Annotated in this window: 13 protein-coding genes; 12 read left to right on the forward strand and 1 reads right to left on the reverse strand. The window is 41.8% G+C overall.

What is annotated here, in order from left to right:
* The first annotated feature begins 55 nt into the window (after positions 1-55).
* From G602_RS0124365 to G602_RS0124405, 9 genes are all read left to right on the forward strand, one after another.
* Complete coding sequence (locus G602_RS0124365) at positions 56-646, forward strand: TetR/AcrR family transcriptional regulator (protein WP_026661350.1); 591 nt, start codon at positions 56-58, stop codon at positions 644-646.
* Positions 647-806: 160 nt separating this feature from the next.
* A complete protein-coding gene (locus G602_RS0124370) occupies positions 807-4,682 on the forward strand; it encodes a phosphoribosylformylglycinamidine synthase (RefSeq protein WP_026661351.1) in 3,876 nt (1,291 codons plus the stop codon).
* Positions 4,683-4,996: 314 nt separating this feature from the next.
* Entirely contained in the window at positions 4,997-6,202 is a 1,206-nt protein-coding gene (locus tag G602_RS0124375) for a carbamoyl phosphate synthase small subunit (RefSeq protein ID WP_026661352.1), read from the forward strand.
* Positions 6,202-9,486 (forward strand): carbamoyl-phosphate synthase large subunit, encoded by a 3,285-nt coding sequence (gene carB, locus G602_RS0124380; RefSeq protein ID WP_026661353.1) that lies wholly within the window; start codon positions 6,202-6,204, stop codon positions 9,484-9,486. Before G602_RS0124375 ends, carB begins: the two co-directional genes overlap by 1 nt.
* Positions 9,487-9,537: 51 nt before the next feature.
* Positions 9,538-10,569 (forward strand): GTP-binding protein, encoded by a 1,032-nt coding sequence (locus tag G602_RS0124385; RefSeq protein ID WP_026661354.1) that lies wholly within the window; start codon positions 9,538-9,540, stop codon positions 10,567-10,569.
* A 137-nt stretch (positions 10,570-10,706) separates the two neighbouring features.
* Positions 10,707-12,359 carry a vWA domain-containing protein gene (locus G602_RS0124390; RefSeq protein WP_026661355.1) on the forward strand — a complete coding sequence of 551 codons (1,653 nt, stop codon included), beginning with the start codon at positions 10,707-10,709 and terminating at the stop codon, positions 12,357-12,359.
* A gap of 105 nt (positions 12,360-12,464) precedes the next feature.
* Entirely contained in the window at positions 12,465-13,124 is a 660-nt protein-coding gene (locus tag G602_RS0124395; RefSeq protein ID WP_242835722.1) for an RNA polymerase sigma factor, read from the forward strand.
* A complete protein-coding gene (locus tag G602_RS28375; protein WP_049945464.1) occupies positions 13,117-14,820 on the forward strand; it encodes a CapA family protein in 1,704 nt (567 codons plus the stop codon). The genes G602_RS0124395 and G602_RS28375 overlap by 8 nt, the downstream gene beginning before the upstream one ends.
* Positions 14,821-14,899: 79 nt before the next feature.
* Positions 14,900-15,445 (forward strand): NUDIX hydrolase, encoded by a 546-nt coding sequence (locus tag G602_RS0124405; protein WP_026661357.1) that lies wholly within the window; start codon positions 14,900-14,902, stop codon positions 15,443-15,445.
* Between the two features lie 20 nt (positions 15,446-15,465).
* Here G602_RS0124405 and G602_RS0124410 read toward each other — a convergent pair whose 3' ends face one another.
* The gene (locus G602_RS0124410) at positions 15,466-16,476 is read right to left on the reverse strand and encodes an AraC family transcriptional regulator (protein ID WP_026661358.1); all 1,011 of its coding nucleotides are present in this window, start codon (positions 16,474-16,476) and stop codon (positions 15,466-15,468) included.
* A gap of 379 nt (positions 16,477-16,855) precedes the next feature.
* Between G602_RS0124410 and G602_RS28380 the strand changes: the two genes are divergently transcribed.
* The 3 genes from G602_RS28380 (at position 16,856) to G602_RS0124425 (ending at position 20,370) form a co-directional block, all read left to right on the forward strand.
* Entirely contained in the window at positions 16,856-18,376 is a 1,521-nt protein-coding gene (locus G602_RS28380; protein WP_049945465.1) for an extracellular solute-binding protein, read from the forward strand.
* 164 nt (positions 18,377-18,540) lie between these two features.
* Positions 18,541-19,452, forward strand: coding sequence for a carbohydrate ABC transporter permease (locus G602_RS0124420; protein ID WP_026661359.1), 912 nt, complete (start codon positions 18,541-18,543; stop codon positions 19,450-19,452).
* Positions 19,453-20,370, forward strand: a complete 918-nt coding sequence (locus G602_RS0124425; RefSeq protein WP_330369255.1) for a carbohydrate ABC transporter permease — start codon at positions 19,453-19,455, stop codon at positions 20,368-20,370.
* The last annotated feature ends 56 nt before the right edge of the window (positions 20,371-20,426 follow it).

Here is a 20,426-nt window from a genome sequence, read left to right on the forward strand (position 1 = left end):
ATTTATGTTTGCCTGATTGACTCGGTACTAAATACATTTTCTGGAGATTTTTAGAATGGGTGAGAAGTCTGCTCAGAAAAGAAAATACATTCTGGAAAAGGCCCGCGAGGTTTTTGCAGAAAAGGGATTTAAAAATGTCACCATGAAGGATGTCGTTGAGGCTTGTGACATCAGTCGTGGGGGGCTTTATCTCTATTTTTCATCCACTGAAGAGATTTTTCTTGCTGTATTATCCGATGAATCTGAAGATGATGAGGATGAAGCCGTAATCAAGGCTCTTAATAATGACGCTACTGCCGGCGATATGCTGGCTCTTTTCTTGAAGGAGCAGAAGAAAGAGATTCTTCGTAAGAAGAATAGTCTTGTTATTGCTTCCTATGAATATTTCGCTAATAAGGATATGCCGGTTCAGGATAATCCTCTGCGTAAGCAGTTCGACGCAGGAGTTCAGATAGTTCAGACTTTAATTGAAAATGGTGTACGCTCAGGTGAATTTACCTGTGCTGATCCGTACGGATGTGCCCGCAACCTTATGTATGTGGTTGAGGGTCTTAAAGTATCCGCTAAAACTATTGGTGTTAGTGAGGCCGCGGTTGACCGCGAATTACTATATATATTGGAGGGCTTAGTGCCCGCAGATAATTAATCAGTGTTTTTTGACACTGATTTTTTGATGTAAAAAGTGTTTTTTTGAAACTGTTATTTGTTAAAAATAATCTTCTTTTCCACCCTTCCCCCTGGGGGGAAGGTGTCAGCGAAGCTGACGGATGAGGGGATGATATTTATAAATGTTCAGGAGGAGATTTATGAGCACAGTCAGACGAGTCTATGTTGAAAAGAAGGCACCTTACGCAGGAAAAGCTAAGGAGCTTCGCAAGGAGATCAAGAGCTATCTTGGGATCAGGAGTGTGACCAAGGTCAGAGAATTTATTCGCTACGATGTGGAGAATATTTCTGATGAGGTATTTGAGAAAGCCTGCACTACAGTTTTTTCAGAACCACCCGTTGATATCTTATATCATGAAAAGATTGAGATACCTGAAGACGCAAAAGTATTTAGCGTAGAGGCCCTTCCGGGACAGTTTGACCAGAGAGCTGATTCCGCGGTTCAGTGTGTAAGATTTATAAAGGGTGATGAGGAACCTGTAATTCGCACAGCAGTGACCTATATGCTGATGGGGGATATTACTGACGAGGAACTCTTAAAAATTGAAGAGTATGTCATGAACCCTGTTGATTCAAGAATTGCTGATGAGGAAAAGCCTGAGACACTTGTTGACAATTTTGAAGAGCCTGCAGATGTAAAGATTCTGGATGGCTTCAAGGATATGGCAGAGGATGAGCTTAAAAAGCTTTACGAGTCCTTTGGCCTTGCCATGACCTTTAATGATTTCAAATGGATTCAGCAGTATTTCCACGATGATGAGAAGCGCGATCCTTCCATGACAGAAATCCGCGTACTTGATACATACTGGTCCGATCACTGCCGTCATACAACCTTTGGCACAGAGCTTAAGAATGTGAGCTTCGGTGAAGGCTTTTATGCTGCACCTATCAAGGCTTCTTATGACAAGTACTTAAGCGCAAGAGAGGATGTTTACGCTGATCCTAAGAAACGCGAGGAGAAATTCATATCTCTTATGGACATTGCTCTTATGGGTATGAAGAAGCTTAAGAAAGACGGTAAGCTTACAGACATGGAAGAGTCTGAGGAAAATAATGCATGTACAGTAGTAGTTCCGGTGGATGTTGATTATGGTAACGGGCCTGTTACAGAGAACTGGCTTGTATTTTTCAAAAATGAGACTCACAACCATCCGACAGAGATTGAACCCTTCGGTGGTGCTGCAACATGTCTTGGTGGTGCGATAAGAGATCCTCTTTCAGGAAGAGGTTATGTATATCAGGCAATGCGCGTAACAGGTGCAGCTGATCCTACGGTTCCTGTTGCTGATACTCTTAAGGGTAAGCTTTCACAGAAAAAGCTTGTCAGAGGTGCTGCATCCGGTTACTCAAGCTATGGTAACCAGATCGGTCTTGCGACAGGTTATGTAAAGGAAGTTTATCATCCCGATTATGCAGCTAAGCGTATGGAAATCGGTGCAGTTATGGGTGCTGCTCCGCAGGAGCATGTAATCAGAGAGAGCTCTGACCCGGGAGATATCATTGTGCTTCTTGGCGGACGTACAGGACGTGATGGCTGCGGCGGTGCAACAGGCTCATCCAAGGCTCACACAGCAGATTCAATTCTTACCTGCGGTGCCGAAGTTCAGAAGGGTAATGCGCCTACAGAGCGTAAATTGCAGAGACTTTTCAGAAGACCTGAGGTTTCAGAGCTTATAAAGAAGTGTAACGACTTTGGAGCAGGCGGTGTATCCGTTGCAATAGGTGAGCTTGCAGATGGTCTTGATGTTGATCTTGATAAGGTTCCGAAGAAGTATGCAGGTCTTGATGGAACTGAGCTTGCAATCTCCGAATCACAGGAGAGAATGGCAGTAGTTGTTGATCCTTCTCAGGTAGATAAGTTCCTTGAGTATGCAGCAGAGGAAAACCTCGAGGCTGTCAAGGTTGCGGTAGTAACTGAGGAGCCAAGACTTGTCCTTAAGTGGAGAGGTAAAAAAATCGTAGATATCAAGCGCTCCTTCCTTGATACAAACGGTGCTCATCAGGAGACAGAGGTTGAGGTTCAGATTCCTGTTGCAGAGGATAACTATTTTGACAAGTATGCCTGCAAGGCAGCAGGAGAAGCTCTTAAGAATAACGATATAAAGACTGCATGGCTTTCAGAGATGGAAGACCTCAATGTCTGCTCACAGAAGGGCCTTGTTGAGATGTTCGATTCATCAATCGGTGCAGGCACAGTAACAATGCCTTTTGGTGGAAAATATCAGCTCACTGAGACACAGGCAATGATCGCTAAGCTTCCTGTTCTTGGTGGTAAGACAGATACAGTGACAATGATGGCTTACGGTTTTGATCCGTACCTTTCATCATGGAGTCCGTACCACGGAGCTGCTTATGCAGTTACAGAGTCTGTTGCAAGGATTGTTGCTACAGGTGGTGATTATAAAAAGCTTCATCTCACTTTCCAGGAGTATTTCCAGAGAATGACAGCTGACAAGACAAGATGGAGTCAGCCGCTTACAGCACTCCTTGGATCCTTCGAGGCTCAGCTCAGATTCGGTATTGCTTCAATAGGTGGTAAGGATTCAATGTCAGGCTCCTTCTTCTACGAGGGTGATGAGAAGAGAGCATCAGGAGAAATTAACGTTCCTCCGACACTTGTATCCTTTGCAGTTGATGTGGCAAAGCAGAAGGATGTCATCACTCCTGAGCTTAAGAATGCAGGAGATATGCTCATTGAGCTTCCGATTGACAGAGATCAGTATGGCCTTCCTGATTATGAAAAGGTAATGGCACGCTATGATGAAATTCACGATCTCATGCAGAAAGGATATGTAGTTGCTGCCTATGCAATTGACTGCTACGGTGTTGCAGCTGCTATAAGCCGAATGGCATTTGGTAATGGCTTTGGTGTGAAGATTGCAGGCTGTGTTAAGCACGAGGATCTTTTTACAAACAGAATCGGAAATATCCTTGTGGAGGTTCCTGCAGATAAGGCAGGAGATGTCCTTGCATTAAGAGAAGCAAGAGAAATCGGTGTTGTTACAGACGATAAGAAGTTTACCATCGGTGATGTGGTTATTTCAGAAGAGGAAGCGCTTGAAAACTGGAAGAATAAGCTTGAAAAGGTATTCCCTTCAGTAGCACCGGTTTCCGAGGAAGATACTGAGAGTGCTGATAAGAAGAGCATCTTCGAGGATGGAGCATTAACAAAAGAATATAAAACTTCTGATATATATGTTTGCAAAAACAAAACAGCAAAGCCCACAGTTTTCATTCCTGTATTCCCCGGAAGTAACTGTGAGTATGATTCAGCACAGGCATTCCAGAGAGCCGGCGCTGATACTATAGTAAAAATCTTCAGAAACAGAAATGCACAGGATATCGTGGAGTCTGTTGCTGAGTTCAAGAAGGCAATCGAGCAGGCACAGATTATCATGTTCCCCGGTGGATTCTCAGCGGGTGATGAGCCTGACGGAAGTGCCAAGTTCTTTGCAACTGCTTTCCAGAACGAGAGTATCAAGGAAGCAGTAAATGACCTTCTTCAGAACAGAGATGGTCTTGCACTTGGAATCTGTAATGGTTTCCAGGCTATGATAAAGCTTGGTCTTGTTCCTAACGGACAGATTACCGGACAGAATCCCGAGAGCCCGACCCTTACCTTCAATACTATAGGTCGTCATATTTCAACTATGGCATACCTTAGAGTTGTAAGTAACAAGTCACCCTGGATGCAGGGCGCTGAGGTCGGCGGTGTATATGTAAATCCCGCATCACACGGAGAGGGACGTTTCGTAGCACCTACAGATGTTCTTAAGAATCTCTTTGAGAACGGACAGATTGCAACACAGTACTGTGATCCTGAAGGACAGGTACATCTTGATAATCTTTGGAACATCAACGGTTCCTACATGGCAGTTGAGGGTATCACATCACCTGACGGACGCTGCCTTGGTAAGATGTGTCACTCAGAGAGAAGAGGAGACGGCGTAGCTGTTAACATCTTTGGCGAGCAGGATATGAAGATATTTGAGAGTGGAGTTAGATACTTCAGCTAACCCCTCATCCGTCAGACTTCGTCTGACACCTTCCCCCCCTAGGGGAAGGCATAAACAAACTTCAAAACCTTCTTTAGAGGGCAATTAAGAAGCAAACCTCAAAGCCTTCTTTAGAGGGCAATTAAGAAGCAAACTTCAAAACCTTCTTTAGAGGGCAATTAAGAAGCAAACTTCAAAACCTTCTATAGAGGGCAATTAAGAAGTAAACTTCAAAACCTTCTTTAGAGGGCAATTAAGAAGCAAACTTCAAAACCTTCCCCTTGGGGGGAAGGTGGCACGAAGTGCCGGATGAGGGGAAAATACAGGAGGAGCGAATGAAAGCATTTTTGATTTTGGAAGATGGCACCGTTTTTAAGGGAAAAGCCATTGGCGCCAAAAAGGAGGTAATAAGTGAAATAGTCTTCAATACCTCCATGGCAGGATACACAGAAGTTTTTACTGACCCGTCCTACGCAGGACAGGCTGTGTGTATGACATATCCGCTGATTGGTAATTATGGTGTCTGCAGGGATGACATGGAGTCCGAGCGCATATGGCTTGACGGAGTTATAGTAAGAGAGCTCTCAGACGTGGCATCCAACTTCCGATGCGACATGACAGTCCAGGAATTTCTTGAAGAATATGATATTCCCGGCATAGAGAGAATAGACACACGTAAGCTGGTTCGCATCCTTCGTGAAAAGGGAACCATGAACGGAATGATTACTACCGATGAGAACTACAACCTTGATTCTATCATTCCAAAACTAAAGGCATATAATACCGGAAAAGTTGTAGAGAAAGTCTCCTGTAAAGAAAAGAAGAATATTACAGGAAGTAAAGAGCTTGCCGAGAACGGACCTGTTTCAGGAAGTGCCGTTTTCAAAAAAGATGATTATGAGGCTTCTCTTAAAGGGGACCTTTCAAAACGCGAAAAACGTCCCAGTGTTGTTAAGGAATTAAATGGAAAAGGACTTAAGGTTGCGCTTCTCGATGTAGGTGCAAAGGACAACATTGCTGCTTCACTTGCAGCAAGAGGCTGTGATGTAACAGTTTATCCTTTTGATACAACAGCAGAGGAGATGCTGAAAGGTAACCCTGACGGAATCATGCTCAGTAACGGCCCCGGAGATCCGAAGGAGTGTACAGGCGTTATTGAGGAAATCAAAAAGCTCTACGCCTCTGATGTTCCGATTTTTGCTATATGTCTTGGACATCAGCTTATGGCTCTTGCAACAGGTGCTGATACTTATAAGATGAAGTACGGACACCGCGGAGGAAATCATCCGGTTAAGGATCTGGAAACGGGAAGAGTATATATTTCATCACAGAATCATGGCTATGTAGTTGATACAGATAAGCTTGACGCAAATGTAGCTGTACCGGCTTTTGTGAATGTAAATGACGGAACAAACGAGGGACTTAAATATGTTGGTAAGAATATATTCACAGTACAGTTCCATCCCGAAGCATGCTGCGGCCCTCAGGACAGCGGATACCTATTTGACAGATTTATAAATATGATGAGGAAGGAAAAGTAATGCCTAAAAATAAAGATGTGAAAAAAGTTTTGGTTATAGGTTCAGGTCCGATTGTAATCGGCCAGGCAGCAGAGTTCGACTATGCAGGAACTCAGGCCTGCCGTTCGCTTAAGGAGGAAGGAATCGAAGTAATCCTTGTAAACTCCAACCCTGCAACCATAATGACAGATAAAGACATTGCTGATGAAGTTTATATTGAACCACTGACTGTTAAGGTGCTGGAGCAGATAATCGAGAAGGAAAAGCCTGACAGTGTACTTCCTACCCTTGGAGGACAGGCAGGTCTTAACCTTGGTATGGAGCTTGCTGAATCCGGCTTCCTTGCTGCACATGGAGTTAAACTCCTTGGAACAACAGCGGAGACAATCAAGAAGGCTGAGGACCGTCAGGAATTCAAGGACACCATGGAAAAAATCGGAGAGCCCTGCGCAGCATCACTGGTTGTACATAATGTAGATGATGGTGTGGCTTTTGCCGAAAAAATCGGTTATCCCGTTGTTCTTCGTCCTGCATTTACTCTTGGAGGATCAGGCGGCGGAATAGCACATAACAGAGCTGAGTGTGAGGAGATTCTGGAAAACGGTCTTCGTCTTTCAAGAGCCAACGAGGTTCTTGTTGAGCGCTGCATAGCCGGTTGGAAAGAAATTGAGTACGAGGTTATGCGAGACAGTGCAGGCAACTGCATCACAGTCTGCAACATGGAAAACATCGATCCGGTTGGAGTTCATACAGGTGACAGTATAGTAGTTGCGCCTTCACAGACACTTACTGATAAAGAGTATCAGATGCTCAGAAGTGCTGCACTTAACATTATTGATGAGCTTCAGATCACAGGTGGCTGTAACGTACAGTTTGCACTCCATCCTACAAGCTTTGAGTACTGCGTAATCGAGGTTAATCCTCGTGTCAGCCGTTCTTCAGCACTTGCTTCCAAAGCTACAGGTTATCCTATTGCCAAGGTTGCTGCAAAGATTGCACTTGGTTATACACTTGATGAGATTAAAAACGCAATTACAGGAAAAACCTACGCAAGCTTTGAGCCTGCACTGGATTACTGCGTAGTGAAATTCCCTAGACTGCCTTTTGATAAATTTATTACGGCAAAACGTACACTTACAACACAGATGAAGGCAACCGGTGAAGTTATGAGTATCTGTACAAACTTTGAAGGTGCCATGATGAAGGCTATACGCTCACTTGAACAGCATGTGGACTGCCTTACAAGTTATGATTTTTCAGAGCTTGATGATGATGAATTAAAGGATCGTCTTACAGTCGTAGATGACCAGAGAATATGGGTTATCGCAGAGGCGCTTAGAAGAGGTATGAGCCATGATGAGATTCATGAGATCACCATGATTGATCTTTGGTTCATCGATAAGATTCATACACTTGTAAAAATGGAATTAAAGCTTTTGAGACTCGGTGAAAAGAGTACTATAGCCCGCCATAAGCCTTCGGAAGAGAATGTGCCCGAGTTTGAGGAAGCTAAGAAAATTATCAACTTTGATACGCTTCTTAAAGCAAAGAGACTGGAGTATCCTGACAAAGTAATAAGCAGACTTACGAGATTTTCAGTAGATACCATAAAAGCCTTAAGAGATTTTTATGGTATAAAGGCAGCATACAAGCTTGTTGATACCTGTGCTGCCGAGTTTGCAGCTGAGACTCCGTACTATTACTCAGTCTATGGTGATGTTGATGAGGAGAATGAAGCAGAGGGACAGAATTCAGGCAAAAAGAAGATACTTGTTCTTGGTTCAGGACCTATCAGAATAGGTCAGGGTATTGAGTTCGATTACTGTTCTGTTCATGCTACATGGGCATTTGAGAAGGCAGGATATGAGACTATCATCATCAATAATAATCCTGAGACAGTTTCGACAGACTTTGACATAGCTGATAAGCTTTACTTTGAACCTCTTACTCCTGAGGATGTTGAAAATATAGTTCGCCTTGAGAAACCGGACGGAGCAGTTGTTCAGTTTGGCGGACAGACAGCAATTAAACTTACTCAGGATCTCATGAAGATGGGCGTAAAGATTTACGGAACCAAGGCTGAAGATGTTGATGCAGCTGAGGATAGAGAAATATTCGACAGGATTCTTGAGGAAACAGGCATTAAGCGTGCTGAAGGTGCTACTGTTTACACAGCTGAGGAAGCAAAGGAGGTTGCTAACAGACTTGGTTATCCCGTGCTTGTAAGACCTTCCTATGTACTTGGCGGACAGGGTATGCAGATTGCACTCTCTGATCAGGAAATAGAAGAGTTCATAAATATTATTAACCGAATTGCTCAGGATCACCCGATTCTTGTTGATAAGTATCTTCAGGGTGTTGAAACTGAAGTTGATGCGGTTTGCGATGGAGAGAATATAGTAATTCCCGGAATCATGGAGCATATTGAGAGATCCGGAATTCATTCAGGAGATTCGATTTCGGTTTATCCTGCACAGTCACTTTCAGATAAAGTTAAGCAGACAATTGCTGATTATACAGCAAGACTTGCAAAGGCTCTTCATGTTGTAGGACTTATAAATGTGCAGTTTATTGCAGTCGGTGATGAGGTTTACATTATCGAGGCAAATCCCAGATCTTCACGTACTGTTCCTTATATCAGTAAGGTTACAGGCATTCCGATTGTTGATCTTGCAGCACAGGTTATGATGGGCAAGAAGCTTGTGGACCTTGGTTATACTCCCGGACTTCAGCCTGAAGCAGAGCATATTGCTATCAAGATGCCGGTATTCTCTTTTGAGAAAATCAGAGGAGCTGAGATCAGTCTTGGTCCTGAGATGAAGAGTACAGGTGAGTGTCTTGGTATAAGTAAGTCATATAGTGAAGCCCTCTATAAGGCGTTCCTTGGTGCGGGCATAAGACTTCCCAAGCACAAGCAGATGATCATTACAGTTAAGGATTCCGACAAGGGAGAAGTAATTGATATAGCTAGACGTTTTGAAAAGCTTGGATATATCATTTACGCAACCCGTTCCACAGCTGATACTCTTAATGAGAATGGCGTAAAAGCCCGTAAGGTAAATCGTATCAGTCAGGAATCACCTACAGTCATCGACCTTATTCTTGGACACAGGATAGATCTTGTAATTGATACACCTACACAGGGTCGTGATAAGAGCCGTGACGGATTCTTAATCCGTCGTACAGCAATTGAGACAGGTGTTAATGTAATTACAGCCCTTGATACAGCAAGAGCGCTGGTTACAAGCTTAGAGGATGCGTATAAGGAAGACACTCTTGAGCTTGTTGATATTGCGAAAATTTAAGTTAAAGCGTGCCGCTTAAAAACGGCACGCTATTTATATTAGGATGGAAGAATGGTTAAAATAGATTTAATTACAGGATTTCTTGGATCAGGGAAGACAACCTTCATAAGAGAATATGCAAAATACTTGCTGGAAAAAGGCGAGAAAATATGCATTATAGAAAACGACTACGGTGCAGTAAACATTGACATGGTGCTTCTGCAGGACTTATATGGTGAAAACTGTAACCTGGAGATGATTGTGGGTGGAGACGGGCAGGAAGCTCATAGAAGGAGGTTCAGGACAAAGCTTATATCCATGGGAATGAGCGGGTATACAAGAGTTATTATTGAGCCTTCCGGAATCTATGATGTGGATGAGTTCTTTGATGTACTATATGATGAGCCACTGGACAGATGGTATGAGATTGGAAATGTTATTTCTATAGTGGACGCAGAACTGGTAAGGGATGGCAGATTAGAGGGAATGTCCAGATATCTCTTTATGTCTGAGATAGCATGCGCAGGAAAAATAGTAATCAGCAAGCTTATTGGGAAAGCCGGGGCGAAAGGAGAAAATGATTCGGAAGGCCAAAATGTTATTACAAAAAAAGAGAGTATTAAGAATAGCATAAACAATATCATGGCTGAATTCGGACTTTGGAAAACTGCTTCTGAAAATGATATTATTCCTTGGTTTAATCCTGAAAAGGACTTCATAGCAAAGCCCTTTGATGAAATTTCAAAAGAAGACTTTGATAAAATAAGTACCTGCGGCTACAGACACTCTTCCTATGTGAAACTTCCTCTTGAAGATAAGCAGTTTACACCTTTATTTTATTTTGATGTTGAGATATCGGAAGAAAAGTTAAGAGAGATAGCTTCTGATTTATTTAAAGATAATAAAGCCGGAAGAATAATCAGGATAAAGGGCTTTGTAAAAACAGGTGATAACACTCAGATTGAAATAAATGCGACCGAGAAGGAGATAAAATTAAATCCTGTAAACTCAAGCAGAAATGTAATTATTATAATTGGTGAGGAGTTAAACAAAGACCACATAAATGAAATATGGAAAGATTATTGTAAGGTGGTTTCCTTATGATTTAGAAATTTTTAAAAGCCTGTGTTTTATCAGGCTTTTTCTATTGCCTAAAAAATTTTTATTTATGTGCAACATTTTTAAACTGCCATCTGTATATAGAGTAGAACAGCAACAAAACAGTACGGAGGGAAAAAGTTATGAGAAGAAAAATGAATGTTGCATCATTTGTATTAAGTATCATCATTGCAGCAGGTTCTGTTTGCGGATGCGGCAGCAGCAAGATGACAGAAACTACTGCATCTCAGGATAGTGCTTATGAAGAACCTGCATATTGCACTGAGGAAGCAACTGCAGAGGCAGCAGAAGACGGCGGTTATTACAGGTATGAAAGTGAAGCTGAGGAATGCACAGATGTGTGTGACCCTTATACGCCACAGTACAACACCGAATCCTATGAGAAGCCCGAAGAAAATGGTTACAACATTGTAACTGCCAAACCCCTTTCAACCTTTGCAGCAGATGTTGATACGGCATCATATTCAAATGTCAGAAGAATGATCGAAGATGGATATGCTCTTTCTGAAATCAATCCGGATGCTGTAAGGCCTGAGGAATTCATCAATTATTTTAAATATAAACTGAATAACCCTGAGGGCAGTGATAAGTTTGGTATCACAACTGAAATTACAACCTGTCCCTGGAATGAAGAACATCAGCTTATGTTTGTGGGAATGAAAACAAGAGACATCGATTTAACTGAAGCTCCGGACAGTAATCTTGTATTTCTGGTTGATGTATCAGGTTCAATGGATGAACCCGATAAGCTTCCTCTTTTGCAGAAATCACTTACAGAGCTTGTGGATTCACTTCCCGGAAAAGGAAAGATTTCCCTTGTGACATATTCCGGTCAGGAAGCAGTCCTTCTTTCCGGTGTAAGCATGAAGAACAAGGTTAAGATTAAGAATGCTATAGACAGTATGACTGCATCGGGATGCACAAATGGTGAAGCAGGAATTCAGAAAGCATATAAGATTGCAGAAAGCAATTACATTGATGGTGGTATTAACAGAATCATCATGTGCACAGATGGTGATCTTAATGTAGGCGTTTCTAATCCTGATGACCTTGAGAAGCTGATTGAGGAAAAGAGAAATAATGGTATCTTCTTATCAGTGCTTGGCTTTGGTGAAGGTAACCTTAAGGATGATAATCTTGAGAGACTTGCAGATTGTGGCAATGGCAATTATTCCTATATAGACTCTCTTTTTGAAGGAAAAAAGGTTCTTGTTGATGAGATGGGATCAACTCTTGTAACAGTAGCTAAGGACGTTAAGCTTCAGGTTGAGTTCAATCCTGTAAGAGTGAATTCCTACAGACTCATCGGCTATGAAAACAGAATCATGAATGACACTGATTTTAATGATGATACAAAGGATGGCGGTGAGATTGGTGCCGGACACAGTGTTGTAGCTCTTTATGAGATAGTTCCGGAGGGAAGCCGGAGCGCTATAAACTTAAAATATCAGGATGAAGCTACCAAGGCTGCTCCTACAGATGATAAGTACAGCGATGAGTATGCAACTGTAAGTGTACGCTACAAGGAGCCCGAAGCTGATAAATCAGAGCTGTTTTCCATTATTGTAGGTGATAAGGATTACAACGAAACAGGAAGTGAAAATATCAGATTTGCAAGTATGGTTGCAGAATTTGCAATGATCCTGTCAGACAGTGAATACAAGGGAAATGCTACTCTTGAGGATATCATGGAAGGATATAAACAGGTTGAAGACAGAGATGAGTACAGGGAAGAGTTTAATCAGCTTGTGAGAATGGTAGCAAAACGCGGCTAATGCGTGTTATACTATGCAGTGGTATTCACTTGGAGGACTTAGTCTAAGTGAAAATAGATAATCAGGGGAGCAGGCATTTGGGGAAAAGCCTGCGATGTGAAGAAGATGGATGCGCTTACATTGCATAGTGATTTTATAGAGGGAAAACAAAATAATAGTTTATTGGATATATTTACAAGTTTATGGAACTCCTGCGCTGAAGCGGGGAGATACCTTTTCGCAACAGTGCAGGCTTCCATAAATACAGTTAAGGCTGTAATGAGCGGCGAAGCTGTAGGAGCGGTATCCAATCCTGCGGATAGAGCAGGGGAGCTGCTTGACAAATATGGCAATCAGATTCTGAGGATAGCATACTCATATCTTCATAACATGAGTGATGCGGAGGACATTGTTCAGGATACGCTTATTCAGTATATAAGGAAGGCACCGGTATTTGAAAATGCTAATCATGAAAAGGCCTGGCTTATGACGGTAGCAGCTAATCTTAGTAAGAATAAGATTGATTACAATAACGTGAGAAAAGCGGACGAGCTTTCAGAGGAGCTTGTGGCAGAGAAAAAAGAAAATCTTGCATTTGTTTGGGATGCGGTTAAACAGCTTCCGGAGAAGTACAGGGAGGTAATTCACCTTTTTTATCAGGAGGGATATTCCACTAAGGATATTGCCGGGATATTAAAGAGAAATGAGTCCACAGTACGATCCGACTTAAACCGCGGAAGGCAGCAGCTTAAAAATATTCTGAAGGAGGCATATGACTTTGAGTAAGTATAATGAAGTTATGGAAAACTTAGTCATTACCGATGAAATGCGAGCGAGACTCCTTGAGAATATTGAAAAGGAAGTCTCTGCGGACGGAGCAGGAACAAATGAAATCGGTTCTGATGGTTCCAAAGATGAACCATTAAGTTTTCAGAAGATAGATGTAAATGAATTTGAAAAAAAGAAGAATGAAAAAGAGTCCGGAAAGATTATAAAATTTGTTGCAAGATACGGCTCCAGGGTAGCTGTATTTGCACTTGTAGCATTGGGAGCATTCAGTGTTGTAAGACTTGTAGGTCTGGATGGACGAAAATCTATGGAGACATCCGCACCTGCAGCATATGAAGAGACAGCAGAGGCTACGGCTGAATCCGCAGCGGGTGATGCATATGAGTCCCAGGATAGTGCAGTATATGACGGGGCAGCAGATTTATTTGATGAAGAGCCTAAAATGGCTGAATCGGAAGAAGCAACACCGATTTTTGGTGAATCCAAAGCCACAGATTCTGCTAATAATGCAGGTAAGCAGAATGATGCTTCTGAAGCATTAGAACCAATGGAGGATAATGCTATAGAAAGTGAAGCAACAGAAGCAGCTGAAACTGCTGATTCCGAAGATATGCTTGCTGTCGGAAAATCTGCTGATGAACTGACAATTACCATGGCAGGAGATGTACTTTTACATACACCTGTTGCTGAGGCAGGAATGGATGAAAACGGAAATTACAATTTTGACTTCCTGTTTGATGATACCAGAGATGAGATTGAAAGTGCTGACCTTGCTCTTGTAAATCAGGAGGTTATTCTTGGCGGTAAGGAGCTTGGTGTAACAGGTTATCCATCCTTCAACGCACCGCAGGAGCTTGGCGATTCTCTTGTGAATGCAGGCTTTGATGTAATATGTCATGCTACTAATCACGCTCTCGATAAGGGAAAGCAGGGAATATTAAATACAATTGATTTCTGGAGAAATAAATATTCTCAGATAACCGTAGTTGGTATCAATGGTTCCCAAGAGGAATATGATACGGTTAAGATGGTAGAAAAGAATGGCATTACAGTAGCAATTCTTAACTATACCTATGGTACAAACGGTATTTCAAATCCTTCTGATATGCCTTACGCAGTAAATACTCTGGAAGAGGATAAGGTTATTTCAGACCTGAAATATGCTGAAGAAAATGCAGACTTCACAATTGTCTGTCCTCATTGGGGAACAGAGTATAACCACGACCTAGATGGTATGCAGGAAAAATGGACTGAGATTTTCAGGAAATACGGAGCTGATCTGGTGATCGGAACACATCCTCATGTGATAGAGCCTATTGAGATGCTTGAAGATAATGAGGAAGGAATAACAAATAATCATGGCGATGGAGATATGCTGGTTTATTATTCAATCGGCAATTTTGTTAACTGGACCTCAGGTACAGGCGAAGGCATAGCTGATCGTATGGTTGGAGGCCTTGCAAATATCACACTTAAGCGTGATGAAAATGGCGAGGTATGCATAGATGACTATGGTATAAGAGCGCTGGTTTGCCATGTGCAGAGTGGATATGAGAATATATCTGTTTATCCATTAAGTGAGTATACAGATGCTATGGCAGAAAAGAACGAGATTATTGACCAGGATTCCAAGTTCACTAAAGAGTACTGTGAGAAGCTTTGTGACGATATTTGGGGTAATTTGTGGAAATAATGTAAAGGCTGAGGCATTGTTTGCTTTGGTACTCAAGACTTCTTGTGTGAAAAATGAAATTTGTTATGGGTGAGTGCTTATGGAAATTACGACGCTGTGCTACATCGAAGATAATGGAAAATATCTGATGCTCCACCGTACCAAGAAAAAGAATGATATCAATGAAGGCAAATGGATTGCTCCTGGCGGCCACTGTGAAAATGGTGAAAGCCCTGACGATTGTGCAAGGCGAGAGGTATTAGAGGAGACAGGCCTTAGACTTAAAACACTTAGATTCAGAGGGATAGTTACATTCTACTCGAAGGCAGTAGCCGGAGACAGAGATGAACTATACACAGAGGAAGAGAAGAACCCTTTTAGCAAGGATGTGACTGACTATATGTGCCTTTTTACATCTGACGATTATGAAGGAACGCTCACATCCTGCGACGAGGGTACGCTTGAGTGGATTGCAAAGGATAGAATATCGGAACTTAATCTTTGGAAAGGAGACCTGATTTTCTTTAAGCTGATTGATGATCCGGGGCAGCAGTTCTTTTCATTAAAGCTCACCTATGAAGGAGATGTGCTTACAGAAGCAGTGCTTGATGGGATTATCATTGATCCGGATGACTATATATATTAAAAAACACGCCTGATGTAATGTCAGGCGTGTTGGTCATTAATGATATCTGCATAATCTTCGGAAGCATCAGATAAATCCGCAAAATGTTTATTTGCCGGGAGAGGGTGCTTCTGCTCGTTAAGCATGCGGAATTCTGAAGGAGAGTATCCGGTACTTTTGCGGAAGGCTCTTGTAAAAGCAGGGCTGCTGGCAAAACCGGATTGATAAGCAATGTCTGTTATGGATACTTCCGGATTAGATAAGAGCATCTGGGCATAGCCAATACGTTTTTGCTGAAGGAACTGATAAAAAGTGGTTCCGGCATAGTCCCGGAATATGCGGGCAAAATGATATTTGCTAAAGCCTGCGTAATCAGCGATACTCTCCAGAGTAATATCTTCAGTAAAGTGCTCTGATAAATATGCACAGACACTACTTAAAGACAGGCTGTTCTTAAAACCGGTATCATCACTGTTATGATCACATCCCTGGAATAGGCTAAGATTTTTCCCTGCAAGTGCCGTAAATTGCATAAGAATGGAATAAATTTCCAGTTCACCGAAGGGCTCAAGCTCTGTAAAGGACATGAGACTGTGTCCTGTTGTACTTTCACACATTTCTACCGGAGGTGCTGATCCAAAATATATTTCTTTTATTTCATCAATCCAACTCCAAAATTTCTGATAAATATCTGGAGGACAATTTTTCGCCTGAATATGGAGAGCTGGAGACATAAGGCGAAATGCTTTTTCCAACTCTTTTAATAAAGTAAGTCTTGAAAAATCTGCCTGAATATAGACTCTTTCTCCGAGTGAGGTCGAGAATATCTCATGGATAACAGCAGGGCAGATAAGAAGTATATCACCCTCCTCAAGGTTATAGGTCTGATTTGCACAGATAACCTTATAGGTTCCCTCCTTAGGGCATATGATTTCGATATCAGTATGCCAGTGAGGTGGATAGTTCGTATGTTCTTTATTGATATACATACGCAGACTGGTATTTTTCTTATGCTGAACGCTTTCTTTAGCCCCCGCTATCTGCCTTTTCATATAGAAATCTCCCCAAATTATCGATTTAAGTACAACAAGCAATATCGCAACGTTCTAAAATTGCCATTTAATATAAAATGCTTCATTGACTTGTTAATACTTTTTTTATGAATTATGGACATTATACCATATTGAGCTACGTATAATGATGTAAAATATGTCAAAATGCACATCTTGAATTTGTTAAGTATTAATCATAACGACAATATGCACATTAAAAAGAGCAATTTTCGTAAAATAGATAGCAACTTTTTGTATGCAATAATTTTCGGACTAATTTAGCATAATGTATAAAGAAACAGATAACTGTTTTAGCAAACTGGTATTTTCAGAATTAGGGGTGGGAGATATCGGTAAGCTAACACGAAGGAGGTTTTGTATGAAGAAAAAGGTATTTGCTACATTTCTTGCAACAGCTCTGACTGTTACATCAATTGTAGGATGTGGCGGCGGATCCACATCAACCACAGCTCCGGCTTCTGGCGGTGATGACACAGCAAAGACCGAAGCTACAGAGACAACAGAGGCTACCGACAAAGCAGAGTCTACTGATGCCGCTGAGAAAACCGAAAGCACTGATACTGCAGACGCTACAACAGAAGAAGCTTCTGACGGAGCTAAGACCAGTGACAAGAACATTCCTACTCTTACGACAGAGCCCTTAACAATTACCCTTTGGGATATTGCTACAGAGGATCCTGCAAAGAGCACACAGGAATCAGCTGTTCAGCGCTTCATGGCTGACTATCCTAACATCACAGTTAATCAGGTTCATCAGCAGAATGATAACTACAAGCAGCAGCTGGTAGTTGCAATGAGTTCCGGACAGGCTCCTAACATGTACATCCACTGGGGTGGCGGTCCTATGGCTGAGTACTACAAGTCAGGTTTTGCTAACGATATCACAGATATGTATGCAAAATATGATCATCCTGATTTCATTGATGCAGCAGTTGCACAGTCAACTTATGATGGCAAGATGCTCGCAATTCCTTTCGGAGGACTTTCCGGATGCGATATCTTCTACAACAAGACAATTTTTGCTGAGCAGGGTATTGAAGTTCCTGAGACAATCGATGATCTTGAGGCAGCATGTGCAAAGCTTAAGGAAGCAGGTTATACACCTTTCGCACTTGCAAATGCATCCAAGTGGACAGGCTCCATGTACTACATGTATCTTGTAGCTCGTCATTCAGGTAACGATGAATTTGATGCAGCTTATACACAGGAGAATGGCGGATCATTTACAAGTCCCGCATTCATCTATGCAGCTGAGAAGATTCAGGATTGGGTTAAGAAGGGATATTTCCCGGATGGTGTTAACTCTCTTACAGCAGATGACAACCAGGATAGAGCACTCCTTTATGATGGCTCTGCAGCAATGATGCTTCACGGCTCATGGCAGGTAGCAGGTATCAGATCCGATAACGAAGAGTGGTACAACGAGAACATCGGCGTATTCCGTTTCCCTGAAGATTCAGAAGCTAAGGCTAATGGAGTTCCTCAGAACGTAGAAATCGGAACAGCAATCGGTAACGGATTCTCCTTCAACTGTTTCAAGGAAGATGGTTCTGTAGATCAGGATATGCTTGATGCTTGCTATGTACTCGCTACACAGTATTACAACGATGATACATACAATCAGATGCAGATGGAAAGTGGAAACATTCCTTCAATCAAGGGATTTGACGCACAGGTTGATGATCCTAACAACAGAGTTGTAGTTGACGTATTCTTCAATGCATCAAATGTACAGCTTTGGTATGATCAGTACCTTCCGGCTTCTGTTACAGAAGTTCATAAGAACTGTATGACAGAACTCTTCGGTCTTGAAAAGACTCCTGAGGAAATCGGACAGGAACAGGATGAAGCAATGAAGAAAGCAATTGCTGAACAGTAATAAGAAAATATAAGTCTAAGCTGCGGCTGGATTTAAAAAACCGCTGCCCGCAGGAATACCTTTTCTGCGGGCAGCTTATTATTTCATAGATACTTATGAAATATTCGGTAATCACTTAGTGAGGCAAAGCAGGTAATCTGCTTAAGGAAACAGGAAGGAGAAATATGGATAAAAGTAATAATGTGGGGCTTGCTCAGGCGAAAGCAAGGAGTACGGCCAAGGCGGCAACAGTGTTCCTGCTACCGGCGCTCTTGCTAATCACTATTTTTATTGTGTATCCCGTTATTGATACCTTTGTAATAAGCGGATACAAGTGGAATGGAATTTCAGCGGACAGAATATTTGTCGGTCTTGATAACTGGAAAGCACTCCTGAAGGATGCGATGTTTTGGAAATCTTTCCAGCATAATCTGATCGTAATGGTATTCTCAATCCTTCTTCAGATTCCCATCGGCATGCTTCTTGCAACTTTTTTGGATGCAGGTGGAAAAAAATTCAATATTTTTAAGATTATATGGTTTTTACCTTATCTCATGAGTTCAGTTGCTATTGCATTTCTTTTTATCTATGCACTTGCAACAAACGGAGGTCTGATTTCTTCTCTTGCAACAATATTTAATGGAAAAAGGACTACAATCGATCTTTTGGGAACAGCTCCCAATGCACTTTATACGGTTATCGGTGTTATGGCGTGGCAGTTTACTCCTTTTTATATGGTTTACTTCATTGCCGGTTATGGAAACATCGATACAACCATTTATGAAGCGGCTGTAATAGACGGTGCGACAAGAGGACAGTACATTCGTCTTATTGCCATACCTCTCCTTGGACCTATTTTTAAAACAGCATGCACAATGTCGCTTATCGGATCACTCAAATATTTCGATATGATCTGGAATATGACTCAGGGTGGACCTTCGGGCTCTACAGAGCTTATGGCAACCTACATGTATAAGCTTTCGTTCCAGCAGTTTAATATGGGCTATGGTTCCTGCGTTGCAGCCGGAATGTTCATATTGATCACGGCAATAGCATTGCTCTTTAACAAAGTGTTTAAGGTTAAGGAGGATTATTAAATGGCACAGAATAATAATTTACATGGATGCACGATGGCAGCCGACATTAACAGTATGGAAAAAACAAATGATGCTGATTATCGCATGTCCAAGATTAAATCAAGGATTGCGTGGACAATAGCAACTATTTTTGCTCTTATACAGCTGGTTCTGACATTAACACCATTTTTCTTCATGATAATGAACTCGTTCCGCAAACAGTTCGACATGTTGCAACAGGGAGTATTCCATCTTCCGGATCCCTGGTATTTTAATAACTATGTGGAAGTTGTAACACATGGTTTCTTCGGATATTTCTTCCGAAGCGTAGTTGTAGTTGCAATATCACTGGTGCTTATGCTTATCATTTCAGCCTTTGCGGCATATCCGCTTGCAAGAATGAGATTCAGGCTGAACGGTCTTATTTATGCAATGATTGTAGCTATGATGGCAGTACCTATGCACGTAACCTTAATTCCCATTTTTAAGCTTACAACCACAGTAGGATTTTATGATTCACTTAAGGCACTTATCGGACCTTATGTTGCATTTGCACTTCCTATGTCAGTATTTATTCTGACAGCATTTATGAAAACTATTCCGAGAGAAATTGAGGAATCAGCAGAAATTGATGGCTGTAACCGCTATCAGAATTTCTTCATGATGATACTTCCTCTTTCAAAATCAGGATTGTCTACACTTTCAATTTATAATGGTGTATCAATGTGGAATGAGTTTGCTTTTGCTAATACATTGCTTATTACTCCCAGCAAAAAGACACTCCCTCTTGCGCTTGGACAGTTCAAGGGAGAACATTCACTGGACATTCCAATTATTATGGCAGTCCTGACATTATCAGTTCTTCCAATGATAACCTTGTTCATCATCTTCCAGGACAAATTGGTTAAAGGTATGATGGCAGGAGCAGTTAAGGGTTAATAATTCATTAGCAATATAAAGACGCAGGCCGGGATCTCTATACAGAGCCTGGCCTG

The organism is Butyrivibrio sp. AC2005 (assembly GCF_000424145.1).
GTDB lineage: Bacteria > Bacillota > Clostridia > Lachnospirales > Lachnospiraceae > Butyrivibrio.

Excerpts from the sequence above, each read along its gene's own strand:
- G602_RS0124425 (WP_330369255.1), top strand. The coding sequence starts at position 19,453 with ATGGCACAGAATAATAATTTACATGGATGCACGATGGCAGCCGACATT.
- carB (WP_026661353.1), top strand. The coding sequence starts at position 6,202 with ATGCCTAAAAATAAAGATGTGAAAAAAGTTTTGGTTATAGGTTCAGGT.
- G602_RS0124370 (WP_026661351.1), top strand. The coding sequence starts at position 807 with ATGAGCACAGTCAGACGAGTCTATGTTGAAAAGAAGGCACCTTACGCA.
- G602_RS0124390 (WP_026661355.1), top strand. The coding sequence starts at position 10,707 with ATGAGAAGAAAAATGAATGTTGCATCATTTGTATTAAGTATCATCATT.
- G602_RS0124405 (WP_026661357.1), top strand. The coding sequence starts at position 14,900 with ATGGAAATTACGACGCTGTGCTACATCGAAGATAATGGAAAATATCTG.
- G602_RS0124420 (WP_026661359.1), top strand. The coding sequence starts at position 18,541 with ATGGATAAAAGTAATAATGTGGGGCTTGCTCAGGCGAAAGCAAGGAGT.
- G602_RS0124375 (WP_026661352.1), top strand. The coding sequence starts at position 4,997 with ATGAAAGCATTTTTGATTTTGGAAGATGGCACCGTTTTTAAGGGAAAA.
- G602_RS0124410 (WP_026661358.1), bottom strand. The coding sequence starts at position 16,476 with ATGAAAAGGCAGATAGCGGGGGCTAAAGAAAGCGTTCAGCATAAGAAA.
- G602_RS0124365 (WP_026661350.1), top strand. The coding sequence starts at position 56 with ATGGGTGAGAAGTCTGCTCAGAAAAGAAAATACATTCTGGAAAAGGCC.
- G602_RS28380 (WP_049945465.1), top strand. The coding sequence starts at position 16,856 with ATGAAGAAAAAGGTATTTGCTACATTTCTTGCAACAGCTCTGACTGTT.
- G602_RS0124385 (WP_026661354.1), top strand. The coding sequence starts at position 9,538 with ATGGTTAAAATAGATTTAATTACAGGATTTCTTGGATCAGGGAAGACA.
- G602_RS0124395 (WP_242835722.1), top strand. The coding sequence starts at position 12,465 with ATGGATGCGCTTACATTGCATAGTGATTTTATAGAGGGAAAACAAAAT.